This window comes from Planococcus plakortidis, from assembly GCF_001687605.2.
Lineage (GTDB): Bacteria > Bacillota > Bacilli > Bacillales_A > Planococcaceae > Planococcus > Planococcus plakortidis.
Genome location: NZ_CP016539.2, coordinates 2,187,156 through 2,206,320, shown reverse-complemented (window position 1 = coordinate 2,206,320; position 19,165 = coordinate 2,187,156). Strand labels below are relative to the sequence as shown.

The following is a 19,165-nucleotide window of genomic DNA, read 5'->3' as shown; positions in this document are numbered from 1 at the left end:
TCACAGTGTACACACCATGGGAGGAATCGTCAATGAAAAATGAAATTTCAATCGGATTATTAGGTTTCGGGACAGTAGGAAGCGGCGTGGCAAAGATCATCCAGCAGCACCAGGAAGATCTTCAGCATAAACTCGGCGCCAAAGTCACGATCCAAAAAGTATTGGTGCGTGATGCCGGGAAAGACCGGATATCGGACCTCGATCCGAATGTCTTCACGACGGATATTGAAGAAATCTTGAATGATTCTTCCCTCGATATAATCGTAGAAGTGATGGGCGGCATCGAAGGCGCAAGAGCCGCGATGGAACAGGCGTTGAAATCAGGCAAACAAGTCGTGACTGCGAATAAAGACGTCATGGCAGAATACGGCCATGATCTATTGAAAATGGCAGATGACGAGAAATGTGATCTATTCTATGAAGCGAGTGTAGCCGGCGGCATCCCGATTATCCGGACGCTTGAAGACGGGCTCGCTTCCGACCGCATCTCAAGCATGATGGGGATCGTCAATGGCACAACGAACTTCATCCTGACAAAAATGAAGCAGGAAAAGAAAAGCTATGAAGACGCACTCGCCGAAGCGACCGAACTCGGATTTGCGGAAGCTGACCCGACCGCGGATGTCGGCGGCCTTGATGCAGCGCGCAAAATGGTCATCTTGTCATCGCTCGCTTACTCAACAGAAGTAAAGTTGGATGATGTCAATATCCGCGGCATGGAGACCATCAAGGATGGCGATGTAGAGATGGGCGAAAGCTTGGGCTATACGATGAAAATGGTCGGCTCTTCGACAAAGGATGAAGACGGCATCGATGTTTCGGTTGAACCGATTTTCCTGGCGAACAGCCATCCTTTGGCTTCGGTCAATAACGAATTCAATGCCGTTTATATCTACGGCGATGCAGTTGGGGAAACGATGCTTTATGGGCCGGGGGCAGGCTCATTGCCGACAGCGACATCCGTCGTATCCGATATCATCGCAGCGTGCAGAAACTTGCTTCTCGGGGTGAACGGAAAACGTGAACACGCAGCACAGCACGAACGCGTCATCAAGCCGGCGGATAAAAGCTGCTCAAAGTATTTCCATCGCTTGCTGGTGGATGATGTCGTCGGTGTATTATCCAAAGTGAGCGCCATCTACAGCAAACACGGTGCAAGTATCCAATCGATCGTACAGAATCCAGGAACAAATGAAACTGAAGGAAAAGCGGAACTCATTTTAAAAACACATGAAATTTCCCGCCAGCAGCATTTGGATGTCTTGAAAGAACTTGAAGGAATGGCAAGCCTCATCAGCCATTACCGCATTGAAGGGGAGGATGCAGCATGAGATGGCCTGGACTGATCGAACAATATAAAGAGTGGCTGCCGGTGACGGAAGCTACACCTCAACTGACTTTGCAAGAAGGCAACACACCGCTGATCCATCTCGAGAAATTGTCTGCTGATTGGGGCATCGAGGTCTATGCCAAAATCGAAGGCGCCAACCCCACCGGTTCTTTTAAAGACCGCGGCATGGTCATGGCAGTCGCCAAGGCGAAAGAAGAAGGCAAGAGCGTCCTGGTTTGTGCATCTACAGGAAACACATCGGCTTCGGCCGCTGCGTACGGCGCAAGAGCCGGCATGCGGACGATTGTCGTCATTCCGGAAGGGCGCATCGCGCTTGGCAAGCTGGCGCAGGCGAAAATGTACGGCGCGGAAATTTTGGAGATCAAAGGCAATTTTGACGAAGCCTTGGAAATGGTCCGTGAAATCGGCAAATCCCCAGGCATCGCACTCGTCAACTCAGTCAACCCGTACCGCTTAGAGGGCCAGAAGACCATCGCTTTCGAAGTGATCGAACAGCTCGGGAAAGTGCCGGACCTGTTCGCGCTGCCTGTCGGCAATGCCGGCAATATTTCGGCCGCTTGGAAAGGCTTTACTGAATATGCAGAACGCACTGGCGAAAAACGCCCTGAACTGCTCGGCGTCCAGGCAGAAGGCGCTTCGCCGATTGTCCAGAACAAAGTAGTCGAGCAGCCTGAAACGGTCGCGACGGCGATCCGCATCGGCAACCCGGCCAGCTGGCAATTGGCACTTAATGCACTCGATGAATCGCAAGGTACGATCCTTGCGAGAAGCGATGACAAAATCCTTGAGGCGTATCAGCTGCTCGCCAAGACAGAGGGCGTTTTTGCGGAACCGGCATCCTGCGCATCGATTGCCGGCCTGAAAAAACAAGTCGAAGACGGCCACATCAAAAAAGGGTCGACTGTCGTCTGTGTATTGACAGGGAACGGTTTGAAAGACCCAGCGACAGCCATCGAAGTGAGCAAGCAAGACGGCATGCTCGAAGCGGCAAACATGGAACAGTTTTGGGAGGAGTTAAAAAAGGAGGTCAAAGTATGAGCGGTAAAGAATTTTCGATCGCAGTACCTGCATCCACTGCCAACTTAGGCCCCGGATTCGATTCCATCGGCCTTGCCCTGGATCTCCATTTGAATATTCATGTGTCGCCTGCCGATTCGTGGCAGCTTGACTATAAAACACCGGAATACGCCCATTTGTCGGGCACTGAAAATAATTTGATCCTGCAGGCGGCTGAACGCACCGCGGCCGCTTACGGCAAAGAGCTGCCGCCAGCCAAACTGGAAATCGAAACGGATATCCCGCTCGGGCGGGGGCTCGGCAGCAGCGCATCGGCTATCGCTGCAGGTATTGAACTGGCCAATCGTTTGCTTGATTTGCATATGTCTGACCAGGAGAAAGTACAAATCGGCACGGAGATGGAAGGCCATCCGGATAATATCTCCGCTTCACTGCTTGGGGGGCTGACAATTTCCTATTATGATGAAGAGCAGATCGAGACCGTACACGTCGAACAAGTCGATATCGGGGTCGTGCTATTGATTCCCCAGGAAATGTTCCTTACGGAAGAGTCCAGAAGCCTGTTGCCTGAGCAGCTTCCACACGCTGAAAGTATCCGTGGAAGTGCAGCGGCCAATGTACTTTCTGCAGCGATGGTGTGTGGCGACTGGAAAAAAGCCGGCAAGCTCATGAGCAAAGACACGTTCCATCAGCCGTATCGCCAAAACCGTTTCCCGGATTTCCAGGAGATCGGTGAAGCGTGCCGCAAACTTGGCGCCTATGGATATGCGATTAGTGGAGCGGGCCCATCTCTTTTCATCCCGGTTCCTTCAGGAGAAGAGCAGCGTCTCGCCACATCGCTCGGCCAGTTGTTCCCTCATTATGAAAGCATGGCGATGAAGCCGGCCCGTATCGGCACCAAATCATATGAAACAGTGGCATAAAAAAGCTCCGGATCAGCTGATCCGGAGCTTTTTCTATTTATCACAATTTGATGGAAATATATTTGGTTTCGAGGAAGGCGTCCAGCCCTTCCTGTCCGCCTTCCCGGCCGATGCCGCTTTCTTTCATGCCGCCGAACGGGGCTTGTGCCGTGGAGGGCAGGCCGTCGTTCCAGCCGACGATGCCGTATTCAAGATTCTCGGCGATGAATGTGCCGCGTGACATGCTTTCCGTGAAGAAGTACGAAGCCAAACCAAAGCGTGTGTCGTTCGCGAGCTTGACCGCTTCCTCATCGGTTTTGAAGCTCATGATCGGCGCAACCGGCCCGAACGTTTCTTCGTTCATGACGAGCATATCTTCTGAAGCATCGACGAGAACCGTCGGGTTGTAGAAATAAGCAGCGTTTTCCGATTGTCCGTCACCGCCGACCAGTACTTTGGCGCCTTTATCGACAGCATCTTTTACGTGGCGCTCTACTTTGTCATAACCATCCTTGTCGACGAGAGGGCCGATATCCACTCCGTCTTCAAGGCCATTGCCGACTTTTAATTGGCCGGCTGCCTGCTTAAGTTTCTCGGAAAATTCATCGACGATTCCTTCTTGCACATAAATGCGGTTGCCGCAAACGCACGTCTGCCCGGCGTTACGGAATTTAGAAGCCATGACGCCTTCTACCGCTTTGTCGATGTCAGCATCGTCAAGAACGATAATCGGCGCATGTCCGCCAAGTTCCAATGACAGGTTCAACATTGTGTCCGCACCTTGCTTCATCAATTCCTTGCCGATTTCCGTGGAGCCAGTGAACGTTAGCTTGCGGACGGATGGATGGCTTGTAAACACCTTGCCGATTTGTGAAGCGCTGCCGGTCACCAAGTTGATGACGCCTTTCGGGAACCCGGCTTCTTCTGCGAGTTCGAACATGCGGACTGCTGTGAGAGGCGTCATCTTCGCCGGTTTTGAAACGAAGGTGCAGCCGGCTGCGAGGGCAGGCGCCATTTTGCGCGCCATCATGGCCGCAGGGAAATTCCATGGGGTGATGGATGCGACGACGCCAACTGGCTGTTTATTGATTTGGATGCGTTTGCCGTCTTTGCTCGCAGGAATCGTCCGGCCATAAACGCGTTTGCCTTCTTCCGCGAACCAGGAAATGAACGATGCGGAATATTCCACTTCGCCAATCGCTTCTTTCAGCGGCTTGCCCATTTCCTTCGTCAGGATTTCCCCGACTTCTTCTTTATGTTCCAACAGGAGATCATGCCATTTCATTAAAAGGTCAGCGCGTTCGTAGGCCGTTGTCTTCGACCAGGAAGGAAAAGCCGCAGCGGCAGCTTCGACCGCATCCGTTGCTTCCGCTTCGCCGCCGTTTGGCACCGTGCCGACTTGCTCGCCGGTCGCCGGGTTCATGACTTTGATCGTGTCGTTACCCTTATCTGTCCATTCGCCATTTATATAATGTTTGCCGTTCATCCGAATTCCTCCTTAAATTTTGCTTCTTGTAGTCAATACCTCTCCTTTAAAACGTCTAAACTTTCAGTGAAGCACCCGTGGAGAAACGAAGGGGTTAAAAATCCTCCAAAAAAATAGTCGATGACGAAAAAAATTCACTTTTACCGAAATACGCAATATATCGCTGTTGGTTGCGCTTACATTAAAATGAACGTTTATTCAATTCAATATTATTTCGAAATAGTCTATAAATTTTATTTCCGTACTCGAAATTCTGTGCTACTATTGCTTAAAACTATGAAGCTTCTGAAAAAACTTACGATTGCATAATGTTTTGAAGCTAGGAGAGGAATGAATATCAATGCCCCAAATGTTAGCCTTGGCCATTATGGCTTTCATCCTGTTTATCGGAGAACTGATCTCCATCCGTACCAAAGCCTGGATTCCATCGATTTTTGTCAGTGGGGTCTTGTTCCTGATCGGGTATTGGACATTCTTCCCGGAAGATATCGTGACCATCGGGGGATCCCGCCGGTCGTCGCGACATTGTTGATCTATTTGCTGATCACCAATATGGGGACCTTATTATCACTTGACGAATTGAAGAAGCAATGGCGCACGATTTTGATCGCCTTGTCCGGGATTTTGGGGATCGTCGTATTCCTACTTGCGATCGGGACCTTGCTGTTCGATTTCCAGACGGTCATCGTCGCGATCCCGCCGCTTGTAGGAGGGTTGGTCTCTGCATTGATCATGTCGGAAGGGGCGACTGCAGCGGGGCTGCCAACGCTCGCCGTATTCGCCATCGTCATTTATGTGATCCAGGGCTTTGCGGGCTATCCACTCACTTCCGTCATGTTGAAACGGGAAGGCCGCAATTTACTGCAGAAATACCGCAATAACGAATTGCCGGATTATACGCCTTTGGCAGTAGGGACAGCTGAAGAAAAAGTCCAGGATGAAAAGCCGAAACTATTTGCTGCGCTGCCTGAGAAATACAATACCGATTTCTTCAAATTCTTCCGTCTTGCGTTAGTCGGCTACGCTGCTTACCTGGCTTCCACGTTGGCTGCGCCGATTGTGGAGATCAGCCCTTATGTATTGTGCCTATTGTTCGGGGTATTGGCGCGTTCGATCGGATTTTTGGAGCGCCATCCGCTGCAGAAAGCGAACGGCTTTGGCTTTGCGATTATGGCTTTGCTGCTGTTCATCTTCGACGGCTTGAAAACGGCGACGCCACAAATGATGCTCGAGATCCTCTATCCATTGATCGGTTCAATCATTATCGGCCTGGCCGGCATGTATATCTTCTCGTTCATCATCGGGAAGATCCTCAAAGTCAGCAAAGAAATGGCGTTTGCTTGTTCGTTGACGGCACTTTACGGATTCCCGGCGGATTACATCATTACGGTTGAAGTGATCAACGCGTTGACTCAGGATGAAAAAGAACGCGAGATGCTGACGAGCCGCATGCTGCCACCGATGCTCGTTGCCGGATTCATTACGGTCACCATCGTCTCGGTCATCTTGGCAGGAATCTTTGTCGGGTTCCTGTAAACAACATCTAGGAGGGTTTTGCAGTGATTCTTGAAGCGATCAAAAAAGAAATAGCAAATTACGCCGGTGAATTAATTGAAATCCGGAGAAAATTGCATAGTGAACCGGAATTGTCCTGGGAAGAGCAGCGAACGACACAATACGTCTTTGACTATTTGACTGAACTGGGCATCCAATGCCGCAAGACTGAACCGACCGGTGTCATTGGAGAGTTAGTTGGCGGCAAGCCTGGAAAGACCGTAGCGTTGCGTGCGGATATGGACGCTTTGTCCGTAGAGGAACTGAATGCGGATCTGCCGTACCGTTCCAAAGAGCAAGGGAAAATGCATGCTTGCGGGCATGATGCCCATACAGCGATGCTCTTGATTGCCGCAAAAGCGCTCGTATCGGTCAAAGAACAGCTCGCGGGAACGGTCCGGTTCCTGTTCCAACCGGCGGAAGAAGTGGCAACCGGCGCACGTGAGATGGTCAAGCAAGGCGCGATGGAAGGCGTCGATAACGTTTTTGGCATGCATATCTGGTCGCAGAGCCCGACCGGGAAAGTATCCTGTACTGCCGGCCCCTCATTCGCATCTGCCGATATTTTCAACATCCGCTTCACGGGGCGCGGCGGTCATGGCGCCATGCCGCAAGCATGCATCGATGCATCGGTCATGGCTTCTGCATTTGTCATGAATGCACAGTCGATCGTCTCGAGAACGATCGATCCAAAGCATCCTGCAGTCGTCACCGTAGGGAAAATGACGGTCGGCACACGCTTTAACGTCATCGCAGAAAATGCGCTTATTGAAGGCACGGTTCGTTGTTTCGATCCGGAAGTGCGCAATCATATTGAAAAGCAGCTCGAAGTATATGCCAGAAATACGGCTGAGCTATACGGGGGAACGGCTGAGCTGGAATACATCCGCGGCACGCAGGCGGTCATCAATGAAGCGGAAAGTTCAAAATTGGCACAGGCGGTTACAGCGGAAGCATTCGGTAAAGATGTTCTTTACGCCGAAGAGCCGACAATGGGCGGAGAAGATTTCTCATTCTTTTTGGATGAAGCCCCAGGTTGTTTTGCATTGGTCGGAGCGGGGAATCCGGAGAAAGATACGGAATGGGCCCATCATCACGGCAGGTTCAATATCGATGAAGACGCGCTTTCAACCGGCGCGGAATTATATGCGCAATACGCTTATGCATATTTGAATGAAAAACAGTCGAATTAATGGAGGGGCTTATGGGAAATAGTACATTATACGAAGATTTGATCAAAGGATATGATAATCAACTAGACCGTTCGGGAGTCAGTGGTGACCGCATCGCGAAACGCTTGCATGCTTTGTCGGAAATCGGATACACAGAACCGGGCGGAATCAAACGGCCCGGATTGTCGAATGAGGAAAAACAAGCCAAGCAATTGGTCAAATCCTGGATGGAAGAGGCTGGCCTTAAAGTAAGGGAAGACGGCGCCGGAAATGTTTTCGGCACTTTACCGGGCAGGTCGGGTGGCCCGGCCATCGCATCGGGATCCCATGTCGACAGCGTGCCGAATGGCGGGAATTTCGATGGGCCGCTTGGTGTACTGTCAGCGCTCGAAGTGGCCGAAGCCTGGAAAGAAACCGGCTTTGTGCCTGAAAAACCATACGAAGTGGTCATCTTCAGCGACGAGGAAGGCTCAAGGTTCAATAGCGGACTGACGGGCAGCCGTGCGATGACCGGGGATATTACCGAAGATGAGATAAAGCAATTGAAGGATTATAACGGGGAAGGATTGGAACAGGTCCTTGAGTCCTATGGCAGTTCCCTGGATGCCTTCCGCAAATCGCTGAGGGATCTCGCTGAGCTGGAGTTGTTTGTTGAAGTGCATATTGAGCAAGGCAAGAAGCTCGAACAGGAAAACCAGCCGGTCGGCATCGTCAGTGGAATTGCCGGGCCAGCCTGGATGGAAGTGCGTTTTTCAGGGCAGGCAGGCCATGCGGGCAATACCCCGATGATCGGCCGGACGGATAGTTTGGTCGCGGCCGGTGAATTCGTCAGCCGCCTGCCTGGGCTTCCGCCGGCAATCAGCGAGACGGCTGTAGCAACTGTCGGGAAGCTGGACGTATCACCGAATGGCATCAATGTCATCCCTGAGCAGGTTGTGCTTCATGTCGATGCACGCGATATCCATAAAGAACCGAGAGATCTGCTTGTCGAGCGCATTCGCGGCTTGGCGGAAGAAGTTGCTGATAAACATGGGGTCACTGTTTCGCTCCAGCAAAACACCAGCATCACCCCTGTTCCGATTGCAGGGGAACTGCAGCAGGAACTGGCAGGGATCTTGGAACGGCAAGGCATCGAACCGCTACGGATACCGAGCGGGGCAGGCCATGATGCCATGATTGTGGGGCGCCATATTCCGGTCGCGATGCTGTTTGTCCGCAGCAAAGAAGGCATCAGCCATAATCCGAAAGAATGGTCGTCATTATCGGATTGCGTTCAGGGAGTCCATGCCTTGAAAGCATTTATCGAATCAAGAATGGCAAAATCATAGACATTTCCACGTAGAAGGCAGAGGTGCATCCTCGGCCTTTTTATATTAGCTGTTTTGGAAAAATATAGATGTATAGAACATCGTTATGGAATTATCAGGTTAAATTGATATAGAGTGTATATTTAACGGTAAAACGGGTATATAAAAATATAAGAAATGAAATCAATAACTTACTCGGAGGTGATGAATGTGAAAGCAGTTGAGAATAATGCTTCCCATAGTGCGCGCCCATTTTCTGAAGAAAAAATCTTGAAAGAGTGCCGCCATTATTTTTCATCGGAAACTGCTCGAACAGCAGAAATCGCTGAAAGGTTCATGGAATATTTCATAAGAAATGCTTCATCAGAAGGCGTGCTTTTTAAGACGATCAAAGAAATCACTCACGATCTGAATATTTCTCACCAAACCTTGACCAAGGTTTTGAAACGGCTCGAGGAAGAGGAGATAATTTATAGAAGAAACGGCATCATCGGTTTATGGCAGGAATAATTCAACAAGGCCGATGAAGGGGAGTAGCTAAGACTGGCGGATAATCCGGCAGTCTTTTTCTTATGTATAAATTCCATTAGCAAGGCATATATGACCATGGATCATGAAGAGATGAATCTTGCGAAATAGGGTCTATTGGACTACTGTTGGTTTTTAAAAAACAAACATAACTTTACAACTGGTCTTTTTACTTATACTTATTCTTATTTTTTATGTAAATTCTCTAAAAAGTGTAGAACGAACCAAGAAAGTGTGATATAAAGGTACTAGAATAATCTGAATTTTTAGATAAGAAGTTCGATAATATTCCAGCAAGGAGGATGGGAAATGGGGAAACAATTAATCGGGCACCGGCTGTTATCCTGCATCAGCAGGCATTTCATGCTGGTAGCCGGGACTACAGTATCAACCGTCTTTGCCGTGTGGCTTGTTTCGGTCTTCATTTACGAGCCCGAATACACGGCGACCAGCCAAGTATTTGTCGAACCGCTGACATCCGAGACCGTCCACGGGGAAGCTTTTGCGGGATCCGACTATCAAACCTTGGAAGCTTATCAAGTCTTGGCGAAAAGCCCCGCTGTACTATCGCAAGCATTAGAACATACGGGAAGTATATACTCCGTGGCCGAGCTTCATGATCTCATAGCCATTGAGCGGCCTGAAAATTCCCGGGTCCTGAATATCGTTGTCTCAGCAAGCAATGAGAACGAAGCAGCTTCGATAGCGAATGCCATAGCGTTCAGCTTGCAAGAAGAAGTGAAGCACTTGTTGAAGGTGGACAATGTGAGCGTCATCTTGAAAGCGGGTACATCCGGCAGTGAGCTTGAGGAGAACCACAGCTTGAGTCTGCTGCTGTCATTTTCGGCAATTGCGGGCTTGATGGCAGGCGTTTTGTTAAGCCTTGTGGTTGAACTAGTGGCTTTTGTGAGACGACACGCCCAATTCGGCAGAAGAAAGAACGCTCATTTACAAACCATCTTCAAATAAGCGTGAGTTAAGGCAGGGGTGAGAGTATGTACAAGCTGGTTTCCATCCAAGAGCATATCAAATGGCAAGAGATACTTGATGCCTTAGACATACAGGATATTTACTACACGACCCAGTACTTTCTGAGTGCCCTTAAATTGGATCCTGGGGAAGCTTACCTCTTTTATTTTCATTGTGCGGACGGGGAAGTGGCCTATCCTTTCATCAAGAGAAAAGTGAATGAGGGGATGCCTCAGTATTTTGATATCGCGACGCCATTCGGCTATGGTGGCCCAATATTGAAAATACGTTCTGACAGTGCCTCGCTCGTAGCGAACTTCAGGGAGGAATTCATCGGATTTTGCAAAGATGAACAGATTATCGCCGAATTCATCCGCTTTCACCCTTCCAGGGAAAATGCCGAATTTTTCAAGGATTATTTGCAGTTATTGCCCTTATACGATACTTATTCAGTGGACCTGAAAAAATGGACAAATTCCTTCGTGAAAGAAAAAACGGCTTCACCTGAAGTGGATATCCGTAAACTAGGCACCGTCCGCCATATGTTCGAATTTTTGGTCCTGTATTACTCGAATGCCCGGCGGCGGGAAGAAGCTGATAGCTATTATTTTTTCACCAATGACTATTTCGAAGCATTGGTCAGCGCGCTAGGGCCAAACCTCCATTTGTTCGGTGCCTATATCGAAGAAAAACTGGTCTCCGCCTGTTATGTGCTGGCGATGGGCAAGGCCATTCACTTTCATTTGGAAGGCAATTTACCGGAGGGCAAAAAGCATCAGGCGGACCGTGAATTGTTGGCTAAAGTGGCTGAATGGGGTTTAGATAATTATTATGAAGAATTTCATTTGGGCGGAAGCCTGGACAGTGAACTGGGTGATGCGAAGCGGGCGATTGCCAATATGCCACCCTCCACGTTCTTTATCGGGAAATGCATTCACGAGCAAAAAATATACGATCGATTCATTTCGTTGGACGACGAAGACATTATCCGGCGCTACCGCAATATTTGAACCGTATCCAGCAAATACAGGGAGGTATACTAATGAGATATACGCAATATAAAGGGGTAGTTGAACGGGAGTACAAGAAATCGCTGCGAAAAATCATGCATGAATTATGTGTGGTGGAGGGATTGGATGCTGTTGAGGGGGCGATGCGCCTTGGCGTGGCAAAAACCATTTTCGAATACTGGCGCAATTTTTACAGGTACGATGATAACCAGCGGCTATTCGATGAGAAAGTACGGGAACTTGACAAACTGCATTTTCTTTATGTAAATGAAGGGGAGAAGAAAATTCTTCAAGAACCGTTGAAGCATAGCGGTGAAGCCAGTTTGGATGGGTTCAAGGAACAAGTGGGGAAAATGGGCGCTTACTACCGGCAAGTGCAGGCCGAAAGCGGAGGATTAGCCGTAGAGGCCTCCAACCTGCCGCTGTTTGAATTTGTCGAAGAACTGCTTCATCGTTATGAGGCAGGCGAGTTGCTTGAGGAAGTTGCAAAGAATTCAGCCAGTGGGAAAAAGGGGTAATATTCAAGCGATGCAGCCATTTACGAAGAAAGTGATCGAAATCATGAAAAGCATACCGGAAGGCAAAGTGATGTCTTACGGGCAAGTAGCCCGGACGGCCGGAAACCCTCGTTCAGCCCGTCAAGTCGCAAGGATTCTTCACAGCATGAGCGAAAAACAGGATATTCCATGGCATAGGATCGTCAATGCAAAAGGTGAGATCGCCATTAAAGACGGTGAAGGGCGATTCACGCAAAGGCTGCTATTGGAAGAAGAAGGTCTTCGTTTTGAGGAAGAAGGGAAAGTATCTTTAAGCCGCTATCAATATTTTCCGGATCCATAAGCAAAATATGTAAGTTTATCAATGCTTATAAAAAGGGTATAAACCTGCATTGACAAATTTTCGTTGCAGAAATGGGGAATTAAAGTGGCTACAGAAAACAAACCGGTTATCGGCATTACGGCTCGTGTGGAAGAGGACCAAATGTACTCTTTGGATCCTGTTTACGCAAAAGCCATCTTACAGGCGGGAGGATTGCCTTTAATAGTCCCGATTGTGGATGAGGAAGATATTCCGCTTCTTTGCGAGCGGTTGGATGGATTGATCGTGACTGGAGGAGGGGACATCAACCCGAATATTTATGGAGAAGAACCCCACATCCGTTTAGGTGCCGTCTATCCAGGAAGTGATAAATATGAAGAAGAACTTATCTTGAATTTCCTGAAACTGGATAAACCGTTTATCGGCATGTGCCGCGGCATGCAAATGTTCAACGTGGCGTTCGGTGGAACCGTCTATCAGGATCTGGAATCACAATACGAAGGAACGCTTTATCAGCACAAGCAAATGGCTATGCGGACACACCGCACGCATTCCGTTAAATTGGAAGAAGATAGCTTGCTTTATGAAATCATGAAAGAAAAAGAGTTCCATGTGAATTCTTTCCATCACCAAGGTGTTAAAGATGTAGCGCAAGGCCTGGAAGTAGCTGCGCGAGCGGCAGATGGGCTGGTAGAAGCCTTGCAAAGCCCGAACCACCAATTTGCGATGGGCATCCAATGGCATCCGGAAGAGTTCGCGCTTCAAGGCGATGAAGCTTCATGCAATATCTTCGCGTATTTCGTCAAAGAATGCTTGAAAGATAAAAAACAGAATCAATAAGAAAAACGCCGGGGCAGCCTCGGCGTTTTCTTGTTGAATAAATAAACCCCTCCCTCCGTATTGGAGGGAGGGGTAAAGAACTTGTCTATAAATTATGCTTTTGGATTGACAGACCAAGGTTCAGGAATACGAGACTTGACCGCGAACTGGTCTTCAACGGACCAAGGTTCAGGAATACGGGACTTGACCGCAAACTGATCTTCGACGGACCAAGGCTCAGGGATGCGGGACTTGACCGCGAACTGGTCTTCAACGGACCAAGGCTCAGGGATGCGGGACTTGACCGCGAACTGGTCTTCAACGGACCAAGGCTCAGGGATGCGGGACTTGACCGCGAACTGATCTTCAACGGACCAAGGCTCAGGGATGCGGGACTTGACCGCGAACTGGTCTTCAACAGACCAGGGCTCGGGGATGCGGGACTTGACCGCAAGCTGGTTTTCGACAGCCCAAGGTTCAGGAATACGAGACTTGACCGCAAGATCGTCTATGGAGCTTGATGCAATAACGCTTGGTAAAGTGCTTATTACAAAAGTAGATACTAATAATAAAAACATACTCTTTTTCATTATATTCTCACTCCTAACTAATATTGAGGACTGCTTTGTAAGCATCCTTTGATTTTTCTAACATGATAGCTGATTCTTTATATCGGCTCTGTTTAAAATATATTTTACCCAAATATCCAAAATAGTATCCTAAATCATGAAAACTATTTGTTTCTTCAAAAGTCTTTATTAACTCCTTAAGTAAGATGTTTTCAAACTCTGTTTCATTTCCCTCAAGTAAATAGGTCAGCGCCATGAATTCCATGTAAACATTTCTAAAGGAAGAGTTCGCCGGAGAATCTAAAGCAATATCTTTAGACTTAATCTTTTCTGCCCCAGCTTTAACAGCTTCATTAGCCTTAACTTTGTTGTCAGTTTCTAAATAACTTCTAATCAGCAAACAGTATGTGGAAACACAATCGGCTAAGTATTCATTGGGGATGTACTTTAAAGCATTGTCCAAATGAACAATTGCTTCTTCGTATTGTTGATATATAAAATTTGAAAATCCTACGTTGTATTCCGTAGTGAACTTAAGGATATCAATATCCAGTTTACTGCCTATAGTCAGGGCGTTTTTATGGTGTTCAAGAGATAGTTTATAATTTCCGAAGTGTTCATGGGTTATCGCTATGTTCAAATGACATTCCACAATTCGTTTAGGAACGAACTCCTGCTGGTAAATTTTTAAAGCCAGCTCGGAATATTTAAAAGCTAATTCATGTTCTTCGCATTGATTGCTTGAAATGCCAATGGAATAGTATAAATCTCCCATTTCAGCGGCTGATGTAGACTTCGGGGCAATCTTTTCAGCAATCAAATAGGTTTTCAATGCATTTTCATAATCGTTCAAGATGTAATTATAGTTTCCGTTATATTTATGATACAGGTAGTACTGCTCTTGATCCATGAACTCCTTGAATCGGTCCATCTCTTTGATTTTCTTTTCTGCGCTTTCCAGATCACCTGTGATGATGAAGTAGCGGATCTGTTGGATATCGAATTCGAGTTCCACGTCTTCGTCAGCGCGCAGGAGAGGATGGTTGCAGATGTCTGCATAATGCTCCATGATCTTGCCTTTGTTCTGTGGATGAAGCAATGAATTCTTGAAGTTCTTCACCAGCACTTTGCCGATAGGGTTATCTTTGGCAGCTAGCGGGATTTCAAGTTTTTTGCACAATGCTTCCAATTCTTTCAGGCCGGGTTCTTTCAGGCCTGCTTCAATTTTTTTCAGTTCTTTTGAAGAGAAAATGCCTGATGCAGTTTCTTCCATGCTGAAACGTTTTTTCAGCCGATGATATTTCAATCGCATTCCTGTGTCCATGTCCGCTCTCCTTTCCGTTTGCATGGGCAGTACTTCAATCATCCATGTAGGAGAGTTTTCCTCCGCTTGGCCAGGCGGCCCTGGCCAGCGTATATCCGAGAGATTGTTAAGTACGATAATTACCGCCTCCACATCCACATTTTACTTTAATTACATATATTAAATCTATGATAGCATCAATTTTCAAAATAAACTGCATTTTTATTTCCATAACTCTTGTTTTGAGAAAAAAGGTAAAAAGTGCCTAATGACCAAAAATATAACCAAATCATTACAGCATTTGGACTTACTACTAGTCCTATTGTTCTATCGGAATAATTTCATGAAAGTTTAGATAAAGTACAAGGACGGGTAAGGAAGAATAATGGAACAGCCAATTCACTCAAATGGGGGTATGATGATGAACTCGTCAAATAAAAAAGTGTTAGGAATTGTATATTCGCAGGAGGATCTTGACCGAAAGTTGCGCCAATATAATGAACAAGGGTATTCTGCCGACGAAATACATGCAGTGGCTGAAGAGCCAGAGCAACTCGATGGCCGTCAACTGGAAGTCGAACAGGCAGGATCGTTCGTGGATAAGATGAAAAGTTTCGTGACTGGGAAAAGTGCAGTCAAAGAGACCATCGATTCGCTCGGCTTATCCGATGCAGAATCGAAACGTTACACGGAGGATGTGGCTAAAGGCGGTATTTTATTATATGTAGAAAATGAACGGAAAGGGATAATCGATGCCCTGAAACAATCGGAGGGGGCACCGGAGCACGAACCGACTGATGCGGAACGCCAGCAGTTCATCCAATCCGTCGACAATAATTATGATGAACAGGAAGACCGTTTTGCCCGGGGGGAGACTTTCCTCCAGGATCCGACATTGGTAAAGGACGAACGGCATGTTTCCTTTACGACACAGGAAAAACCGGAAGTCGAAAAAGCCAGGGGCGGGACCAGCAAGACCGAAGCGCAAAGCAAAACCAATAAGAAATATAGATGAGTTGTTAGCCCCGATCGTCTCAGGATCGGGGTTTTAATATGGCAAACGTCCAGTTTGTCGGAAAGCCTAGATTGATCATGTAGAAGAAACGAAATGTTTTAGTAATGACAAGGTGCGGGTAAACAGAAAGCAAGACAAGTTAAATCAGGAGGTTTTATGAATGGCACAGACAAACCGTCAATTTGAAATCGTTTACTCACAGGATGAAATGGAACGTGCTCTGGAAGCACTTATTTCCAAAGGTTATCGGAATGAAGATATCCACGTGCTTGCTAACGATAAAAACTTAGTGAATGAAGCTCATGATCGCTATGGCGTGGATTCGGACAAAGCCAATTCTTTCAGTAACCGCATGAAAACCCTATTGACCGGAGAAGACAAAGCACGCGCTAAGCTGGACGAATTCGGCGTCGATCGCGATACGGCCGACTATTACGATCGTGAAATCGAACGGGGGGCTGTCCTATTGTATACGGATGGTGCACCTGGCGGAAATGGGGAAAGCGAACACTTCTCGTCCCATTCTGACGACAACAACCCGATGGACTTGGATGCCGGGGAACGCAATACAGCATTTGCGCCGTTTGGCCGCGATGTAGAACGTGACGGCAGGATGCATCATGATGAAAAGCTCATCGACAAGGACATCCAAAAGCATGAAGGCGGTCACGATACAGGGGTTGATGGCATCTACACGACCGATGCGACACGCGAAGAGACAAACAAAACACAAATGCACAGCAAATCACAGGATTCCCGGCTAAAAGGTGCTGAAATCCATCCGACCAGCGACCGTGCGGAGCCGGCAGAGGCTGAAAAGCCATCGGAAAAGCGGATGGAACATGAACCGAAACTCGGCGATGGGGCTGGTGTAAAGGAATTGAACCGGGAGGACGGCGTGAACCGCCGGCAAGATGAACCTTCCCCGGGAGTCGATCCCAACCTTGGGCCAGCGCCGTTCGGGCGGGATTCAGAAGAAGAGCATCTAGCGGAGAGTGATCGCCGTGACGATTTCGAATCACCGAAAAACCCGAGAGACGTTGATGATTTCCATAAGAATGTTGAGAAAAAGACCGGTACACCACCGACGCCGCGTCTATTCTGATAAGAAAAAAGGCCGAAGAAATTTTAAATTTCTCCGGCCTTTTTTATGTGTTGCCTTATTTTTTGTGGGTGGTGCGTGCAATGATGACGCCTGCAAGTGTTCCCGCGATTGCCGGGATTAGCCAGCCGATTCCTTGTTCATAGAAAGGCAGATAAGAGAAAATTTGGGTGACTGCATCGAATTCGAGACCCGAACTCTTCAAGGCATCAAAGACACTCACAATACCTGTCAAAACAAGCGGTATGATGTAGACATACGACTTTCGGTAAAATGAATAATCGAAAAATGATAGGATCACCAAGACGATCGCAAGCGGATAAATAGCCAGCAACACCGGCAATGAAATGGCAATCAATTGGGTCAGCCCCACATTGGCAATGAGGGTTGAAAACCCTGCGAAAATGAATACATAGACTACATAGGGCAATTGCGGGAAGATCTTATTGAAAAACTGGGATGTCGCTGACACGAGCCCGATGGAAGTTGTCAAACAGGCGAATGTGATGGCGGCAGCCAGGATGATGCCGCCGATTTCCCCGTATAGCACTCGTGAAGCAAGCGCGATCACTTCGCCGCCGTTTTCTTGCATGCCGATTGCTTCTACGCTGGTCGCGCCGATATAGCTTAAGGATATATAAACCAGCGACAAACCGGCTGCCGCGATGAACCCGGCGTAAGCGGTCGTTTTCAGGATCGTATTCTTGTCTTCCACCCCTTTGGAGCGGATCGACTGGATGATGACAATCCCGAACACCAGCGCGGCAATCGCGTCCATCGTCAAATATCCTTGCAGGAAGCTTTCGAAAAACGCTTCAGTATCGTAATTTCCGACAGGTGCACCGATCGGGCCCATCGGCGTCAGAAAACTCTTGACGGCAAGGAAGCCGATGACAACGATAAGGATCGGTGTCAGGATTTTACCGATGCGGTCGACTAGTTTGGTCGGGTTCAACGCAAATAGCACGGTGATGGCGAAGAAGATCATCGTAAACAGAAACAAGGACCAGAACGATGAAGCCATGTCAGCAGACAAGAAAGGCGCAGTGCCGATTTCAAACGCGACGGTGGCTGTTCGGGGGATCCCGAAGAATGGGCCGATCGCCAAATAGACAATCATCGTGAAAACGATGCCGAAGACCGGATGGACCCGGCCGGCAATCGATTGCAAGTCCCCGCCGGCTTTTGCGATGGCTAGTATGCCCAATAACGGCAAGCCGACGCCGGTCAACAGAAAACCGATGATGGCAGGAAGCAATTGTTCGCCTGCCAATTGGCCGAGATAAGGAGGGAAGATTAAATTTCCGGCACCGAGGAACAGCGCGAAAAGCATAAGTCCGATGGTCAAAGTTTCTGAATTTGTAAGCGTTTTCTTATTCATAGGAGTTCTCCTTTTAAATTAAACATAGCCACACAAGGACTTATTATAACTGAATTCACGCAGTTATGAAAATTAAAATTTGGAAATAAAATAACCCGGCAATTCCGCCGGGTTGTGTGAGTTTATTTGTCTTTATTGAAGCCTTCCTTGAACTTGCCGACCGTATCCTGAACTTTGCCTTTGGTTTTGTCGGCTTTGCCTTCAGCTTGCAGGTCCGGGTTGTCGGTTGCATTGCCGACCTGGTCTTTCACTTCGCCCTTGCCTTTGCTGACGGCACCTTTCAGCTTATCTGAGAAACCTTCTTTATCAGCCATTTAAATGCCTCCTTTTGAATATCTTTACTGTTTATATAGCCTTTTTGGCGTCTTATAAACCTTCGGGCAATTGAAAAAAGCTTCCCGAAAACAGCAAGGGAAGCATCAATCTATGATTCGAGCGTTTGTTCTTTAAGGGTCTCTTGTGCTTTTTCCTGTACTGAAATGCATAAATCCTGTTCAGCCAGACGCCTTAATGTAGTTATTGGAGTGGCTGCATTGGCAGCGACCCCTTTGCGGACTTCGGGATGCTGATCGAGTGACAAGTCGACGAGAAGCCCTTCGCAATTGATCGACCGCGCAAGCTCAGCCCGTTTAGGGTATTCCATTTTCAACACAGCTGCTTCATCGGAAGGAGACCATTCTTTCTTGGATGCATAAAATAGAAGATTGCTGTCCATATTCCGCACTCCCGCTCAAATTAGTATGATATTCGTGACCTATGTGTTTATTATAGCATATTATGGATATAATACTATAAAAAGTGCCTGTCAATTCTGAAAATTAATGAAAAGGCATGTTGCTTGTGCCAAAAGTATCAGCTTAG

General features: G+C 47.8%; 19 protein-coding genes and 1 pseudogene. 14 read left to right on the top strand and 6 right to left on the bottom strand.

Annotated features, from left to right (window positions below; all coding sequences use genetic code 11):
* Positions 1 to 32: 32 nt before the first annotated feature.
* From BBI15_RS11145 to thrB, 3 genes are read left to right on the top strand one after another with little or no spacing between them, the layout of a single operon-like run.
* Entirely contained in the window at positions 33 to 1,331 is a 1,299-nt protein-coding gene (locus BBI15_RS11145; RefSeq protein WP_068869630.1) for a homoserine dehydrogenase, read from the top strand.
* On the top strand, positions 1,328 to 2,389 hold the full coding sequence (gene thrC / locus BBI15_RS11140; RefSeq protein WP_068869629.1) for a threonine synthase: 1,062 nt from the start codon (positions 1,328 to 1,330) through the stop codon (positions 2,387 to 2,389). The genes BBI15_RS11145 and thrC overlap by 4 nt, the downstream gene beginning before the upstream one ends.
* A complete protein-coding gene (thrB, locus tag BBI15_RS11135) occupies positions 2,386 to 3,291 on the top strand; it encodes a homoserine kinase (protein ID WP_068869628.1) in 906 nt (301 codons plus the stop codon). The genes thrC and thrB overlap by 4 nt, the downstream gene beginning before the upstream one ends.
* Before the next feature lie 40 nt (positions 3,292 to 3,331).
* On the opposite strand, the gene BBI15_RS11130 is transcribed toward thrB, so the two are convergent.
* Positions 3,332 to 4,756, bottom strand: coding sequence for an NAD-dependent succinate-semialdehyde dehydrogenase (locus BBI15_RS11130; RefSeq protein ID WP_068869627.1), 1,425 nt, complete (start codon positions 4,754 to 4,756; stop codon positions 3,332 to 3,334).
* Positions 4,757 to 5,096: 340 nt separating this feature from the next.
* Between BBI15_RS11130 and BBI15_RS11125 the strand changes: the two are divergent.
* From BBI15_RS11125 to BBI15_RS11085, 9 genes and pseudogenes are all read left to right on the top strand, one after another.
* Positions 5,097 to 6,292: pseudogene (locus BBI15_RS11125) on the top strand (hypothetical protein).
* A 23-nt stretch (positions 6,293 to 6,315) separates the two neighbouring features.
* The gene (locus BBI15_RS11120) at positions 6,316 to 7,503 is read left to right on the top strand and encodes an amidohydrolase (protein WP_068869626.1); all 1,188 of its coding nucleotides are present in this window, start codon (positions 6,316 to 6,318) and stop codon (positions 7,501 to 7,503) included.
* 11 nt (positions 7,504 to 7,514) lie between these two features.
* Positions 7,515 to 8,810, top strand: a complete 1,296-nt coding sequence (locus BBI15_RS11115; RefSeq protein ID WP_068869625.1) for a M20 family metallo-hydrolase — start codon at positions 7,515 to 7,517, stop codon at positions 8,808 to 8,810.
* Positions 8,811 to 8,999: 189 nt separating this feature from the next.
* Positions 9,000 to 9,299, top strand: coding sequence for a MarR family transcriptional regulator (locus BBI15_RS11110; RefSeq protein ID WP_068869624.1), 300 nt, complete (start codon positions 9,000 to 9,002; stop codon positions 9,297 to 9,299).
* A gap of 327 nt (positions 9,300 to 9,626) precedes the next feature.
* Positions 9,627 to 10,286: a YveK family protein gene (locus tag BBI15_RS11105; RefSeq protein ID WP_068869623.1), complete on the top strand. Its 660-nt coding sequence runs from the start codon at positions 9,627 to 9,629 to the stop codon at positions 10,284 to 10,286.
* Between the two features lie 26 nt (positions 10,287 to 10,312).
* The gene (locus BBI15_RS11100; RefSeq protein ID WP_068869622.1) at positions 10,313 to 11,296 is read left to right on the top strand and encodes a GNAT family N-acetyltransferase; all 984 of its coding nucleotides are present in this window, start codon (positions 10,313 to 10,315) and stop codon (positions 11,294 to 11,296) included.
* A gap of 32 nt (positions 11,297 to 11,328) precedes the next feature.
* Positions 11,329 to 11,814 carry a hypothetical protein gene (locus BBI15_RS11095; protein WP_068869621.1) on the top strand — a complete coding sequence of 162 codons (486 nt, stop codon included), beginning with the start codon at positions 11,329 to 11,331 and terminating at the stop codon, positions 11,812 to 11,814.
* 10 nt (positions 11,815 to 11,824) lie between these two features.
* On the top strand, positions 11,825 to 12,136 hold the full coding sequence (locus tag BBI15_RS11090; protein WP_068869620.1) for an MGMT family protein: 312 nt from the start codon (positions 11,825 to 11,827) through the stop codon (positions 12,134 to 12,136).
* Positions 12,137 to 12,220: 84 nt separating this feature from the next.
* The gene (locus tag BBI15_RS11085; protein ID WP_068869619.1) at positions 12,221 to 12,955 is read left to right on the top strand and encodes a gamma-glutamyl-gamma-aminobutyrate hydrolase family protein; all 735 of its coding nucleotides are present in this window, start codon (positions 12,221 to 12,223) and stop codon (positions 12,953 to 12,955) included.
* Between the two features lie 92 nt (positions 12,956 to 13,047).
* On the opposite strand, the gene BBI15_RS11080 is transcribed toward BBI15_RS11085, so the two are convergent.
* Both BBI15_RS11080 and BBI15_RS11075 read right to left on the bottom strand, forming a co-directional pair.
* Entirely contained in the window at positions 13,048 to 13,524 is a 477-nt protein-coding gene (locus BBI15_RS11080; RefSeq protein WP_068869618.1) for a hypothetical protein, read from the bottom strand.
* Between the two features lie 13 nt (positions 13,525 to 13,537).
* Positions 13,538 to 14,827, bottom strand: a complete 1,290-nt coding sequence (locus tag BBI15_RS11075; RefSeq protein ID WP_068869617.1) for a tetratricopeptide repeat protein — start codon at positions 14,825 to 14,827, stop codon at positions 13,538 to 13,540.
* A gap of 364 nt (positions 14,828 to 15,191) precedes the next feature.
* On the opposite strand from BBI15_RS11075, the gene BBI15_RS11070 reads away from it, so the two are divergent.
* Positions 15,192 to 15,821, top strand: coding sequence for a general stress protein (locus tag BBI15_RS11070; protein ID WP_084632835.1), 630 nt, complete (start codon positions 15,192 to 15,194; stop codon positions 15,819 to 15,821).
* Between the two features lie 160 nt (positions 15,822 to 15,981).
* Positions 15,982 to 16,926: a YflT domain-containing protein gene (locus BBI15_RS11065; RefSeq protein ID WP_068869615.1), complete on the top strand. Its 945-nt coding sequence runs from the start codon at positions 15,982 to 15,984 to the stop codon at positions 16,924 to 16,926.
* A 55-nt stretch (positions 16,927 to 16,981) separates the two neighbouring features.
* Here the strand turns inward: BBI15_RS11065 and brnQ are convergent, their stop codons facing one another.
* The 3 genes from brnQ to BBI15_RS11050 form a co-directional block, all read right to left on the bottom strand.
* Positions 16,982 to 18,304 (bottom strand): branched-chain amino acid transport system II carrier protein, encoded by a 1,323-nt coding sequence (gene brnQ / locus BBI15_RS11060; RefSeq protein WP_068869614.1) that lies wholly within the window; start codon positions 18,302 to 18,304, stop codon positions 16,982 to 16,984.
* A 122-nt stretch (positions 18,305 to 18,426) separates the two neighbouring features.
* Positions 18,427 to 18,618 (bottom strand): CsbD family protein, encoded by a 192-nt coding sequence (locus tag BBI15_RS11055; protein WP_068869613.1) that lies wholly within the window; start codon positions 18,616 to 18,618, stop codon positions 18,427 to 18,429.
* Positions 18,619 to 18,728: 110 nt separating this feature from the next.
* Positions 18,729 to 19,019, bottom strand: coding sequence for a hypothetical protein (locus BBI15_RS11050; protein ID WP_068869612.1), 291 nt, complete (start codon positions 19,017 to 19,019; stop codon positions 18,729 to 18,731).
* Positions 19,020 to 19,165: the final 146 nt, after the last annotated feature.